Raw genomic sequence first — 13,371 nt, forward strand, 5'->3', positions numbered from 1 at the left:
GCCAGCCTTACTCAAACGGCTGGTATTATAGATAGGTACAACTTTCGTTTCGTCGTCATTGCTTCTCGCTAAACAGCAACACTTTCAATGCTGCTTCGCTGTCTACGTCCATAAACTCTGGTGGGTTATCCAGACGCTCACGGAATGTCAACTCTGGCGCTTCTTCTTTCATGCTTTCAATCAAGAAGTCGCTTGTCACAGATGGTGAGTTCACACATGCCATCACTTGACCGCCTTCTGCCAACAAATCCGGCAATCGACGTAGAATCTTTTTGTAGTCTTTAGTCAGCGCAAAGCTGCCTTTCTGGAATGAAGGCGGATCGATAATGATCAAATCATACTGACCAGATTTCTTAATCTTACCCCAAGATTTAAAGATATCGTGCCCCATAAAGCTTACCTGGTTGATGTTATGACCATTTAGCTTGTGGTTCTCACGACCTTTAGACAGCGACGCTTTCGCCATGTCGACGTTAACCACTTTATCTGCGCCACCGGCAATGGCAGCGACAGAAAAGCCACACGTGTAAGCAAACAAGTTAAGCACGTTCTTATGCTTCGCATTTTCGCGTACCCAATCACGACCGTAGCGCATGTCCAAAAACAGACCGAAGTTTTGGTTGCGGCCAATATCCAATTGGTATTTCAAACCGCTTTCTTCAACGACAGGGCGAGCGTCTAATTCACCGACAAGCACTTCTGAAGGCGCACCATCGGCATAACGGTGCTGAAGAACCATAGTGCGGCCTTGCTTATTTGCCCACAGTTGTGATTGTGCCAACGCATTGAGGCCGCTTTTCAGCTCAGCGAGAAACGCGTCGTCGACTTCTTTAAACAAGTTGATGATCAACTGACCTTGTAACCAGTCACAGGTGATTTGCTCTAGACCTTCAAAACGACGGCCACGACCGTGAAACAGTCGACGAATTTCATTCGGAGCTTGCGCGAGCTCGGTTTCTAGATGCTGAAAAAACAGCGAAAGTTGTGATGCTTGCATCGAGTTCTCTTATTAGTTTTCTTTGTGACGGTTATTTGATCGTAGGCCAGTTCAGTTCCCAGGGGGAAAGCCAAGTATCCAAACCCTGAGAGACGATTTCACTGTGCCATTTGTTACCAAGCACTTTGTATTCTCGTGGATCGCAAACAAAGCGATATTGCTCATCTCGGTATTGGAAGCAAAGTGAAAATGCATGCAGATAACCGCGATCAGCCTCATTGCCTGCATTGTAAATCGGGTCGCCAACAATACCTGAGCCAACCGATTTTAATGCCACGCGGATTTGATGCGTTTTACCAGTGTGCGGCTTACATAAAAATAAACGCTCTCCGGGCTCTGCCGCAAGAGAGAAAAACTGGGTAACGGCTGGGTTATTTTTGCTGTTGACCAGCTTCCATGATGAACGGCGCGAACGCTCCATATCACCAACGACCAAACCTTGTTTCTTTTTCGGCTTTTTAGAGCCAATCGCTAGGTAGAACTTTTCTACTTGGCGGTCAGCGAAGGCTTGCGATAACGCACTGGCCGCTTTGGCGTTACGTCCGAGGAGCAGAATACCCGATGTCATTTTATCCAAGCGATGGATAAGATAGAGCTGCTGATCACCACTCTGCTTAGCCACTTCTTGCAGCAGCATTGTGTCGCCATCGTCTCTATGAACAGAGACGTTGGGATGCTTATTGATGATCAGAAAATCGGGATGGGTATGTAGAATATCGAACATAAAAAACTGGCTCCACGTTTGGAGCCAGCAGTATACATAAGTTACCGGACAAAGCTATCGAGGCTTGCCCTAAGGTCTTTGCTAAAGCTTCTTAGAGAAAATGCCAGCAAGACCAATGATTGCGATACCCAGCAGCATGATTTCACCTTTGCCACTGTCAAAGCCAGACTTAATCCCCATGAAGGCAACAATAGCAATCGCAACAGGAATCAGGTATTTAACTAGGTTGTACCACAATCCAAATAGCGGGAAGGATACTTCGCCGTCATTAGTGATCTCTTTTTCTAGCTCAGCACGGCTTAGGCGCCATCCAGCAAAGATACAAACCAACATACCACCAACCGCTAAGAAGATTTTGTCCGTTAGCAAGTCGAAGATATCAAAGGCACCGGTACCAAACAGCGTTGGTCCCATTCCACCTAACGATAGTGACGCAAAAATACATAATGCCGCCATAACTGCGCTTGCAGACAGAACTGCGTTAGAGCGCTTCATGCCTTTCTCGTCGATTAGGTAAGACACGACAACTTCCAATAGTGATACTGAAGAAGTTAATGCCGCCACCGTCAAACCGATGAAAAATAGCAACGCGAATAGCAACCCAATCACTCCGCCCATTTCAGCAAATAGCTGAGGAACGACAACGAATACAAGACCAGGGCCTGCCGCAGGCTCCATGCCAAAGGCAAACATTGCTGGGAACATAGCAACACCAGCAAGAATCGCGACACCAGTATCCATCGCTGTAACCATACCGGTTGTTTGAACTAGGTTCTCTTTCTTCTTCAGGTAAGAACCGTACGTCATCATACAACCCATACCTAAGCTAAGTGAGAAGAACGCCTGTCCTAGTGCAGCAAGAACCACGTTGCTGTCGACTTTAGAAAAGTCCGGCATGAATAAGAACTCAAGGCCAGCCATTGCACCTGGCAGCATTAAGCCCTTAACAGAAACAACGATTAGGATTAAGAACAGAAGCGGCATCAGAACCTTACCGGCTTTCTCAATACCACCCGAAATCCCTTTCATCACGATCATGACGTTAAGGAACAGGTAAACACCCATCCACATTAAAGGTTGAATCGGATCTGAGATGAAACCGCCAAAACTGTCGCCAATTGCTTCTGGCGCGCTGAGTAGACCACCGCCCACTTTAAAGATGTAGGCCAATGCCCAACCACCAACCACAGGGTAGAAGCCCATGATCAAAAGACCACTGAAAACTCCCATAACGCCAGTGAACGTCCAGCGTCGGTCAGTTGTTTTGAATGCACCTACGGCAGAAAGACCTGTCTTACGACCAATAGCGAACTCTGTCAGCATCACGCTAAAGCCGATAAAAATTACAAAGATAAGATAGATAGCAACGAATGCACCGCCGCCACTCTCACCTGCTGTGTAAGGGAATTTCCATATATTGCCTAAACCGACAGCGGAACCCGCTGCTGCCATTACGAAGCCTAGTTTAGACCCCCACGTATCACGTGGTGCTGCTGTATTAGTTGTAGCCACGCTTTTTCTCCAAAATTAGTTTGTTGTGTATGCATAGAGATAGGCGTCTAAAAAGTTTATGTAAAAATTATTGTACACTTATAAAATAAGCGTTCGACGCACTATATCTAGAAAGTAAAGCAGCTCCCCTTTAAAATTGGAACCCCAAAAAAGTACATTTATCGCACAAGTGTCGAGTTACGCAGGTTAAATGCTGCTTTTTTGTTCAAAAGTTAAAGAATGACCTTATTTTTCACATTAAAATAACAGAATCAGCTGTTATGAAACTCGTTCCTCATATAAGGTCAATCCCACGTCTAAATGGGAAATCTATTCCCCCAACCCACTTTTATGCTTAATATCCTAGAAGGGCATATTACTCTGAGCGTATATGGACAAGTTTTATCACTTTCTTACTTTAGCTGGCATCGGGCTATATTGGTTACTGGTCGCAGGTGTGACCATTCGTGTCGTTTTAAAGCGCCGTGCAGTGAGCGTGTCTTTAGCTTGGCTAATGATCATTTATATCCTTCCCGTTCTGGGTGTCGCATGTTATTTCCTCTTCGGTGAACTGAACTTAGGCAGAAAGCGAGCCGAACGTGCGAAAGAGATGTTTACACCATTCGAGAAGTGGTTCAGTCAGCTTAACGACTGTAACGCGCACAACCCAGAAACGATGGGAAGGCACATCTACCGAATTGATGAACTTTGTAACAACCGCCTTGGTCTTCCCGCATTGAGCGGTAATACATTGTCGCTGCAACAGTCACCTAATGAGATTTTGCATTCCATTATTGAAGACATCGAAAACGCGCAGAGCAGTATTCGAATGGTATTCTACATTTGGCATCCGGGTGGTTTGGCTGACTCTGTCGCTTCTGCGCTTATTCAAGCGGCTAAACGCGGCGTAGATGTCAAACTATTGCTCGATTCAGCAGGTAGTCCACGTTTTTTCAGAAGTCCTTGGTATCGAATGATGCAGGATGCTGGAATTGAAGTTATTCAAGCGCTAGAAGTGAAGATGTGGCGTATTTTCTTACGTCGTCTTGATCTTCGCCAACATCGCAAGATCATCGTAATTGATGATGAAATTGCTTATACAGGTTCAATGAACTTGGTTGACCCGGCTTACTTCAAGCAAAATAGTGGCGTTGGGCATTGGGTGGATATCATGGTTCGCATTACAGGACCAACGGTAAACGTATTGAGTGCCATCCACTGTTGGGATTGGGAAGTCGAAACTGGCGAACGTCATTTACCAAGACTACCTGAATGCAAGATCGATGAGAGTGAATTCCAACACCCTATTCAGGTTGTGCCTTCTGGCCCAGGTATGCCGGAATATCTGATCTATCAAGTATTAACATTGGCAATAAACCAAGCCAATCGCTCGGTACGAATCACAACACCATATTTCGTGCCCAATGCTGATTTACTCGAAACGTTAAAGATGACAGCACAACGAGGCATTAACGTTGAACTCATTATTCCCCATAAAAATGACTCTATGATGGTGCAATGGGCTTCACGCGCTTTTTATAGTGAGCTCTTGAGTGCAGGGGTCAAGATTTATGAGTTTTATGGTGGTTTGCTGCATACAAAATCTGTCGTAATTGACGACCAATTCTGTTTAGTTGGCACCGTAAACATGGATATGCGCAGCTTGTGGCTGAACTTCGAAGTGACCCTCGCCGTTGATGACGAAGAGTTCACCAAGCAAATGTCTTGGTTACAAGATAGCTATATTAAGCAATCTCACACTGTTGTATTGGAAGAGTGGGAGAAAAGGAGCCTATTTTCTCGGTTCTTAGAGCGAGTGTTCTATCTCTTCAACCCACTCCTCTAATACCTCAAATACACCGACTAAAAAACCTCCAGCGCTACATGCATCCTGCTGGAGGTTTGTTCTTTTAGCTCCCTATCTACACGATACCTCTCGACATCATTACCTGTTCATCTTGGCTGTTATTGGCTGATAGTCGACTTTTCCCTTGCATAACCTACGTCGTCCATGTTTTAAATATTCAAAACCGCAATATTTAAGACAGGGAACTTTTATGTCAGAGGGAAAAAAAACCAAACTCATTACCGCTGGCCGCGATAAAAAGTGGACAAATGGTGTTGTAAACCCACCCGTTCAACGCGCTTCAACTGTGGTATTCAATACCGTTGCAGAAAAGAACCAAGCCACCATTAATCGTGCAAACAAAACGTTGTTTTATGGTCGCCGAGGCACCAACACGCACTTTGCTTTCCAAGACGCAATGGTTGAGATTGAAGGTGGAGCTGGTTGCGCGCTTTACCCTTGTGGAACGGCAGCAATTTCAAACGCCATCCTCTCTTTCGTTGAAACTGGCGATCACATTCTAATGGTGGACACTTGTTACGAACCAACTCGTGACTTTTGTAACACCATAATGAAGAAAATGGGCATCGAAACCACCTATTATGACCCAATGATCGGTGAAGGTATCCGAGACTTGATTCAGCCGAATACCAAAGTCCTTTTCTTGGAGTCTCCTGGTTCAATAACCATGGAAGTCCAAGATGTACCTACATTAGCGCGCATTGCCCACGAGCAAGATATCATCGTGATGCTTGACAACACATGGGGAGCAGGCGTGAACTTCTCTCCTTTCGAGCATGGCGTAGACATTTCCATTCAAGCGGCAACTAAGTATATTGTTGGACATTCAGATGTCATGCTAGGTACTGCTGTGGCTTCTGAAAAGTATTGGGATCAGCTTCGTGAACAAAGCTACCTGATGGGTCAGTGCGTTTCTCCTGACGACGCATACCTAGGTCTTCGAGGTATTCGCACGTTGGATGTTCGCCTAAGACAGCACGCAGAAAGCAGTTTAAAAGTCGCTCAGTGGCTCGCTTCTCGCCCAGAAGTTGATCATGTCCGCCATCCAGCTTTAGAAACAAGCCCTGGCCATGAGTTTTTCAAACGAGACTTCACAGGTGGAAACGGCTTGTTTTCATTTGTTCTCAAAACGTCTTATCCAAAAGCGACGACGGCTCTGCTTGATGGTATGAAACACTTCAGTATGGGTTACTCTTGGGGCGGTTATGAAAGCCTCATTCTAGCTAACGAACCTAAGAGCTTTAACAGCCTGAGAACCGTAGCTCACCCACACTTTGAAGGTACTTTGGTTCGTATTCATATTGGCTTAGAAGACGTAAATGACTTGATCGCTGATTTAGAGGCTGGTTTTGCGCGTTATAATGCCTTAATGCTTGAAAAAGAAGCCTCCCTATAACAATGATTGAATCGCCCTGCATTGCGGGGCGTTTTTATAACCCTCTGACTTAATTAGAATTAACTAACATTCGCCCGAACCATTAATTAATGTTAATCATTTGTGTTGTTTTTCAATTGAGCAGTCACAGAATGAAATAATGTGCCATAAATAGGCTTTTCAAATTTAGAGTTTCTCTCCTACTTTTTATCATTCATAAGAGGTCATACCACAAGGAGATAGTTTTGAAACTCAAATTTATAGCGCTAATGCTTTTTACCTTAGTTACCGTCCCAATAACCTCCGTATACGCTGCGACAGGTTATACCCAAACCAAGTATCCGATTGTCTTGGTTCACGGTTTGTTTGGTTTTGATACCCTGGCAGGCGTTGATTACTTTTTCGGAATACCACATTCCTTAACAAAAGATGGTGCTAAAGTTTATGTTGCACAGGTATCCGCGACCAATAGCAGCGAAGTTCGAGGGGAGCAACTGCTTGCTCAAGTAGAAACCTTACTTGCAGCTACAGGCGCAGAGAAAGTCAATCTCATTGGTCACAGTCATGGTGGTCCAACAACGCGCTATGTTGCCTCTGTCCGTCCTGACCTAGTCGCATCAGTTACGAGTATAGGAGGCGTTAATAAAGGGTCTAAAGTAGCCGATTTAGTTCGTGGCACCGTATCTGAGGGTTCGGGAAGTGAGCAGCTCGCGGTAAAACTGGCGCAAGGTTTAACCACTCTTATTAATCTTCTATCAGGTGGTTCTGATCTCGACCAAGACCCTTTAGCCTCATTAGCAGCCTTGACCACGGAAGGATCATTGGCGTTTAACCAGCACTACCCAGAGGGAGTCCCTACCAGTGAATGTGGTAATGGCGACTTGCTAGCTTCAAATGGCGTTTATTACTACTCATGGACCGGATCATCCACTTTTACAAACGTTTTCGATCCGACTGACGCTGCCATGATGGTACTTGGCTTAGCCTTTGATGGGCCGAATGATGGCTTAGTTGGTGCGTGCAGCACACATTTAGGCAAAGTCATACGTGATGATTATCAAATGAACCATTTGGATGAAATTAACGGTCTACTCGGTATTCATCATCTTTTTGAAACCGATCCAGTCACGCTTTATCGCCAACATGCAAATCGTCTCAAACTTCAAGGTTTATAAGAGGTCATCACAATGAAGAAAGTCGCTCTCACCACTTTTATCCTGCTCTCGATATTTGGCGTGGGAGCGCTTTCTCTGTTGCAAAGCGACAAACAACAAGAGATAACCTCTAACCATTCGCCATCTCAGCAAGATATAGCCGCCGATGTCTCTTCCCCAAAAGATTTCTTCGAATATTCTCTTAGCCGGCTGGGCGAAGAAGATCTCGATACGATCAAAGCGGAAGTCAATGATGACACTTTAGCAAAGCAAACTCTGAATATTGATGCCAAACTTTTTCAAACCTACCTTTCCTACAAGCAAGCACTCTCTGCATTAGAGCCTTTTGAGCACAATCACCTAACGCTTGAACAGTTAACCATGCTGAATGAAGCAATACTGAACTTACAGCTTCAATACTTTAGCGAGGCGCAGATAACCCAATTGTTTGACGAAGAAAACCGACTTCGCCAACTTGCTTTAGAAAAGCTGACGATTAAAACACAGGCATCGGATATCGAGAGTCAAGAGCACCTTCTCAATCAAGCGTTATCAGAACAACCGGATTACATACGAGAAAGTGAACGCAATAACGCATTAGCAAAGCAGCTCGAGCAAGCTTCTCAGCTTGATTCACAAGACAAGTACATCGCCCGTGTTGCTCTGGTAGGAGATGCCGGAGCGCAGAGGCTGCAAAAACTTGATGAGCAAAGAGAATCATTTGAGACTCAACTCGCCACTTACTTAAAGCAGCGTCAAAATATTCTGAATAGAGATTTTCTAGGGCAAGACGAAAAACAGGCAGAAATCATTGCTTTAAGAAAACAAAGCTTCGATGCCACTCAATGGCGTCGAATCGAAGCTTTGGAACGTATTCATGATAGCCAGAACTAACAACATTAGCTTAATAGCCAAACGTTACTTATTCTGCTTTTTAGGACATCCAACGATATGGTCATCCACCATGCCGACGGCTTGCATGAAAGCATAACAGATGGATTCACCGACAAACTTGAAGCCTTTCTTTTTTAGGAATTTACTCATGGCTTTGGATTGCTCTGTCGAAACTGGCACGTCACTCATATGTTGCCATTGATTAATGATTGGTTCGCCGTCCACGAACTGCCACAACGCGTCTGATAAACTTCCGTATTCAGCAATTAACGCTTTGGCCGCTTTGGCATTACTGAAAACCGAGTTAATCTTTCCGCGATGCCTTACAACATCGAAGTTTTCCACGATGTATTCAGCGCGTTCTTCATTTCTTTGTTCCAACGCATCTAGATCGTAATTCTCGAACGCTTCTCTGTAACCTTCGCGCTTTTTAAGGATGGTGATCCAACTAAGACCAGCTTGCGCACCTTCCAAAGTAATAAATTCAAACAGGACTTGGTCGTCATATACTGGCACGCCCCATTCGGAATCATGATATTCGCGCTCTAATGGGTGATTCATCGCCCACGCACACGTTTTTTGTTCTGTCATTATTCTTCCTTAAAAAGCGCCTCTAACTGATGAGCTAGAGGCGCGATATTTTTCATCGTTATATCAGTAGCACTAAGCCTGTTTCGGTACTGCCACTTTATGGAACAAACGATACAACACTGGCACGACAATCAGTGTCAGGACTGTCGCAAAACCCAAACCAAACATAATCGTAACCGCCATTGGTTTGAAGAAAATATCTGGCAACAGTGGGATCATACCAAGGATCGTCGTGATAGCAGCCATACAAACGGGACGGACGCGACTTACCGCAGCATCAACGACCGCGTCATAAGCCTCTTTACCGGACTTCATTTCAATTTCAATTTGGTCCAGTAATACGATGCCATTTTTGAGCACCATTCCCGATAAACTTAAGAAGCCGAGCAATGCCATAAAACCAAACGGCGTGTTGAGTGCCAACAAACCAGTGGTGACGCCAATTAACGCCAGCGGTACGGTAAGCCAAACAATGAGTGGCTCTTTGATAGAGTTAAATAGGAATACAGTGATCAAGAACATGAACAAGTACCCCATTGGCATAGTAGTAAACAGTGACTCTTGAGCATCACCTGAAGATTCGTATTCACCACCCCACTCTAAGGAATAACCTGGTGGTAATTGAATCGCTTCGATTTGGGGCTGTAAGCGTTTTTGCAATGTCGATGCGGTTTCTTCACCTAGAATATCAGGGTCTGCCATCACAGTGAGCATACGCTTACGGTTCTTACGTACGATGATAGGATCCTCCCAACGCATGTCGTAACCCATTGTGACTTGTTGAAGTGGGATAAACTCACTCTGTGCTGGACTCCATATTTTCATGCCTTCAATGTTACGAATATCAATACGTTCATCTTCAGGTAAACGAGCCACGATAGGCATGAGCGTCGTGCCGTCTCGGTAAAGGCCTATCGTCATTCCAGAGAATGACATGGACAAGAAGTCATCGACATCTGATTTGGTAATGCCATAGCGACGTGCCTGACTCTCGTTAAACTGAGGTTCAAGAACTTGGGTTCGTTCACGCCAATCATGCCTGATATTTGTTGCCTGAGGGTCGGCGTACATGATGTCCTTGACCTGAGCGGCTATCGTACGAAGGACGGTTGGATCTGAGCCAATAATGCGAGCTTCAATTTTTGCACCACCACCAGGGCCTAACTCAATCTGTTTGAGCTTGTAATTGATTTCTGGGTAGTTGGCTTTTAAATACTCTCGAAACTTCGCCATTAATGGTTTTAACGCTTCGTAATTTTCCATACGAGTGGTTATCTCACCATAAGCCGCATAACTTTTCTCTGGCGCGTACGTTAACATGAAGCGCTGTAAACCTTTACCCGCGGTCGTCGTGATATGGTCAACATGCTCTTGCTTAGCTAACCAACTTTCTAACTCTTTAAGCGTTGTGTTAGTTGCTCGAATATCAGTTCCTTCTGGCATCCATACATCTAACTGAAAAATCGGCGTTGTCGACGATGGGAAAAACGCTTGCTTCACAAAGGTGAACCCGTAAACACTTGCCGCTAATCCCGCAATCAGCACCACAACGGTAAACCAAGCACGACGCATACAAAACTGAAGAAACTTTTTATAAATAACGAAAATAACCCCGTTATATGGATCATTTTCTTCCCCTTCACCTTGTTTAATCTTCTGGCCTTTAAAGAAGATGTCAGCAAAGAATGGTGTCAACGAGATAGCGGTAAACCAGCTCAACATTAAAGAGATCAGCAGAACCGTAAATAAAGTGCCACAGTATTCGCCCGTCGAGTCTTCAGACAGTCCAATTGGCGCAAATGCAGTTACCGCAATCACAGTTGCCCCAAGTAATGGCCACTTTGTTTGGGTAACAATGTCGGTCGCTGCTTGGAGTCGAGTTCGCCCTTTTTGAGTACCAATCAAAATCCCCTCAACCACAACGATGGCATTGTCCACCAGCATACCCAATGCGATAACCAAGGCACCTAATGAAATCCGCTGTAAATCTATCGCGAGATACTTCATGAAAATGAACGTACCCAGCACCGTCAGCAGCAAGATTAAACCGATAAGTAGCCCAGAACGTAGCCCCATAAAGAACAGAAGTACGATAATGACGATACCGACAGCTTGAGCCAAGCTGACAACAAAACCGCTAACCGATTTATCCACCTCTTTAGGCTGACTGTAAATTTCCGAGATTTCGATACCGACAGGTTGTTGGTACTTTAGCTCGGCAAGGCGATGATCAAACGCTTTTCCGACTTCAACCACATTGACGCCTTCAGCAAAAGAAACACCCACGTTCAATGCAAGGCTGCCGTTAAAATTAATAACATTACTCGGTACTTCTACATACCCGCGTTTTATTTCCGCCACATCTTTCAAGAAAATGAGCCCCTGAGCGCCCGACTCAGTAATTAACAAATCACCCAGCTCCTCCACACTCTGGAACTCGCCAGTCGGCTGAATTCTGATGTACTCGTCACCAATTCTGATCGCTCCTGCGTCAGAAACCACGTTTTGCGTCGAAAGAAGATTAAACACGGTATCCGGAGCAAGACCTATACTGCTCAGCTTTTTCATCGATACTTCGATGAAAACTTGCTCTTGCTGTTGCCCGGATACCGAAACTTTACTCACACCATCAACCAGTTCGAGCTCTCGGCGTAAGTAATCGACGTAATCCAGTAGCTCTTTATAGCTATAACCGTCGCCAGTCACCGCTAACAAAATCCCGTAAACATCACCAAAATCATCGATCACTTGAGGTTCATTCACACCTGGAGGCAACGTCCCTTTAAGGTCGTTCACTTTACGGCGCAACTCATCCCAAATTTGTGGTAGATCATCAGGGCCATAATTGTTCTTCATCGTGACCGTGATTTGAGATAATCCCCGGCTAGAAATCGAATTTACTTCATCAACATAAGTAAGCTGCTGAATCGCTTTTTCGATTGGGTACGTCACTTCTTCTTCGACTTGTTGCGGTGTCGCACCAGGGTAAGAGGTCACTACCATCGCATCTTTAATAGTAAAAGCAGGGTCCTCAAGACGCCCTAAACCAAAGAATGCGGCGATACCACCAATCAAAAATATCAGTGCGACCATCCAACTGATGACGCGATTGCGGATGAAGTACGCAGCAATACCGGTCACATCATCATTACTTTGAGGCACTGATTTATTAAGATCGCTCATAGACCGGCCTCCTGCGTAGCCATTTCCTGTATCACTTCCACTTTCATGCCATCCCTTAATCGAGAAACACCGGCAATCACAACTTTGTCTTTGAGCATGAGACCATCAAGGATTTGAATGGACGTTTTAGATGCCTTACCTGCTCGCACCTGTTTGCGCGATACCGTATTGTCGTCATTCAGTACCCAAACAAATTTGTTTTCACGCCCCAGCTCGTCACCATCCGCATTAAAAATGGCTTCGATAGGGACATTAATTCCTAGGTTTAAATCAAGCCCAACATTCTCGTCTTTAGACGTTACTTCAACAGCCATCCCATCTAGGATGTACTCTTCTTCCGGCATAGGAAGCGACAATGTGACAGTAAACGTACCTGTTGTTGGATCGGGCTCAGTCGTAAACTCTTTTACCGTCGCGTTATATTCGTTACCGCTGGGAACGCGCACCAATGCTTTGATCGCTGTGAGTCTTTCTTCCGTTGGCGGTTGGTTCACATAGAGGCGGTCTGGAAGCTGAATCAACACTTCGACTAGCTCCAAGCTGTGAATATTAACGATATGCTGTCCGACTTGAACATTTTCGAATTGGTCGATATTAACTCGCGAAATAATCCCATCCACGGGCGCTTTTAAGGCAGTAAATGATAGACGAAGTTTGGCTAACTGAAGCTCAGCTAAGGCGATTTGTCGTTGTGCTGCAATTTCATCAAACTGAGACTTAGCTAATAGGCCTTTATCAACCAAAGGGCGTGAGCGGCGATACTGACTGTCGACAACAGAAAAACGCGCACTCGCATTATCTACATCCAACTCATAGTCCGTGGGATCTAGCGTTGCAATAACATCACCCTTCATGACTTTGTCGCCCTCTTTTACCATGATGCGGCTGACTTCTCCTGTCACTCTGAAGCTCAAATGAGAGCGATCCGCTGCATTCGCAACCGCAGGGAAGTACAAGTTGTCATCCACCTTGTTTCCCGCTAATGACGTAACTCTAACTCGTGGCGTTTCGAGCTCTTTTTCTGGCGCCTTATCCCCACAGCCAACGAGAAAAAGCGTTGAAAGTAAAGTCGCTAGAGAGATGATTCCTTTCATA

The 13,371-nt window shown here is 45.1% G+C and carries 10 protein-coding genes; 4 read left to right on the top strand and 6 right to left on the bottom strand.

The genetic code is table 11. The features are described 5' to 3' along the window. Nucleotides 1–55: 55 nt before the first annotated feature. The 3 genes from R8O70_RS08670 to R8O70_RS08680 all read right to left on the bottom strand — a co-directional run bounded on the left by R8O70_RS08670 (nt 56) and on the right by R8O70_RS08680 (nt 3,173). A complete protein-coding gene (locus R8O70_RS08670; RefSeq protein ID WP_054577939.1) occupies nt 56–997 on the bottom strand; it encodes a class I SAM-dependent methyltransferase in 942 nt (313 codons plus the stop codon). A gap of 31 nt (nt 998–1,028) precedes the next feature. Beyond that, nucleotides 1,029–1,721 carry a TIGR01621 family pseudouridine synthase gene (locus R8O70_RS08675; protein WP_054577940.1) on the bottom strand — a complete coding sequence of 231 codons (693 nt, stop codon included), beginning with the start codon at nt 1,719–1,721 and terminating at the stop codon, nt 1,029–1,031. Nucleotides 1,722–1,802: 81 nt separating this feature from the next. Next, a complete protein-coding gene (locus R8O70_RS08680; protein WP_042522154.1) occupies nt 1,803–3,173 on the bottom strand; it encodes a sodium-dependent transporter in 1,371 nt (456 codons plus the stop codon). A gap of 430 nt (nt 3,174–3,603) precedes the next feature. Between R8O70_RS08680 and cls the strand changes: the two genes are divergently transcribed. The 4 genes from cls to R8O70_RS08700 all read left to right on the top strand — a co-directional run bounded on the left by cls (nt 3,604) and on the right by R8O70_RS08700 (nt 8,502). After that, nucleotides 3,604–5,058 carry a cardiolipin synthase gene (gene cls, locus R8O70_RS08685; RefSeq protein ID WP_017820861.1) on the top strand — a complete coding sequence of 485 codons (1,455 nt, stop codon included), beginning with the start codon at nt 3,604–3,606 and terminating at the stop codon, nt 5,056–5,058. 211 nt (nt 5,059–5,269) lie between these two features. Further along, complete coding sequence (locus R8O70_RS08690) at nt 5,270–6,475, top strand: cystathionine beta-lyase (RefSeq protein WP_042522027.1); 1,206 nt, start codon at nt 5,270–5,272, stop codon at nt 6,473–6,475. A 248-nt stretch (nt 6,476–6,723) separates the two neighbouring features. Next, nucleotides 6,724–7,629, top strand: coding sequence for an esterase/lipase family protein (locus R8O70_RS08695; RefSeq protein ID WP_005378107.1), 906 nt, complete (start codon nt 6,724–6,726; stop codon nt 7,627–7,629). A gap of 12 nt (nt 7,630–7,641) precedes the next feature. Further along, nucleotides 7,642–8,502 (top strand): lipase secretion chaperone, encoded by an 861-nt coding sequence (locus R8O70_RS08700; protein ID WP_047100759.1) that lies wholly within the window; start codon nt 7,642–7,644, stop codon nt 8,500–8,502. 24 nt (nt 8,503–8,526) lie between these two features. Here R8O70_RS08700 and R8O70_RS08705 read toward each other — a convergent pair whose 3' ends face one another. The 3 genes from R8O70_RS08705 to R8O70_RS08715 all read right to left on the bottom strand — a co-directional run bounded on the left by R8O70_RS08705 (nt 8,527) and on the right by R8O70_RS08715 (nt 13,370). Next, nucleotides 8,527–9,093, bottom strand: a complete 567-nt coding sequence (locus R8O70_RS08705; RefSeq protein ID WP_258623576.1) for a DNA-3-methyladenine glycosylase I — start codon at nt 9,091–9,093, stop codon at nt 8,527–8,529. Nucleotides 9,094–9,165: 72 nt separating this feature from the next. Continuing rightward, entirely contained in the window at nt 9,166–12,276 is a 3,111-nt protein-coding gene (gene vmeI, locus R8O70_RS08710) for an efflux RND transporter permease subunit VmeI (RefSeq protein ID WP_258623578.1), read from the bottom strand. After that, on the bottom strand, nt 12,273–13,370 hold the full coding sequence (locus R8O70_RS08715; protein ID WP_318184145.1) for an efflux RND transporter periplasmic adaptor subunit: 1,098 nt from the start codon (nt 13,368–13,370) through the stop codon (nt 12,273–12,275). Before R8O70_RS08715 ends, vmeI begins: the two co-directional genes overlap by 4 nt. Between the last annotated feature and the right edge of the window lies 1 nt (nt 13,371).

The organism is Vibrio sp. 779(2023), from assembly GCF_033344285.1.
GTDB lineage: Bacteria > Pseudomonadota > Gammaproteobacteria > Enterobacterales > Vibrionaceae > Vibrio > Vibrio alginolyticus.

Excerpts from the sequence above, each read along its gene's own strand:
- R8O70_RS08690 (WP_042522027.1), top strand. The coding sequence starts at position 5,270 with ATGTCAGAGGGAAAAAAAACCAAACTCATTACCGCTGGCCGCGATAAA.
- R8O70_RS08675 (WP_054577940.1), bottom strand. The coding sequence starts at position 1,721 with ATGTTCGATATTCTACATACCCATCCCGATTTTCTGATCATCAATAAG.
- R8O70_RS08705 (WP_258623576.1), bottom strand. The coding sequence starts at position 9,093 with ATGACAGAACAAAAAACGTGTGCGTGGGCGATGAATCACCCATTAGAG.
- R8O70_RS08670 (WP_054577939.1), bottom strand. The coding sequence starts at position 997 with ATGCAAGCATCACAACTTTCGCTGTTTTTTCAGCATCTAGAAACCGAG.
- R8O70_RS08700 (WP_047100759.1), top strand. The coding sequence starts at position 7,642 with ATGAAGAAAGTCGCTCTCACCACTTTTATCCTGCTCTCGATATTTGGC.
- cls (WP_017820861.1), top strand. The coding sequence starts at position 3,604 with ATGGACAAGTTTTATCACTTTCTTACTTTAGCTGGCATCGGGCTATAT.
- R8O70_RS08680 (WP_042522154.1), bottom strand. The coding sequence starts at position 3,173 with ATGGCAGCAGCGGGTTCCGCTGTCGGTTTAGGCAATATATGGAAATTC.
- R8O70_RS08695 (WP_005378107.1), top strand. The coding sequence starts at position 6,724 with ATGCTTTTTACCTTAGTTACCGTCCCAATAACCTCCGTATACGCTGCG.
- R8O70_RS08715 (WP_318184145.1), bottom strand. The coding sequence starts at position 13,370 with ATGAAAGGAATCATCTCTCTAGCGACTTTACTTTCAACGCTTTTTCTC.
- vmeI (WP_258623578.1), bottom strand. The coding sequence starts at position 12,276 with ATGAGCGATCTTAATAAATCAGTGCCTCAAAGTAATGATGATGTGACC.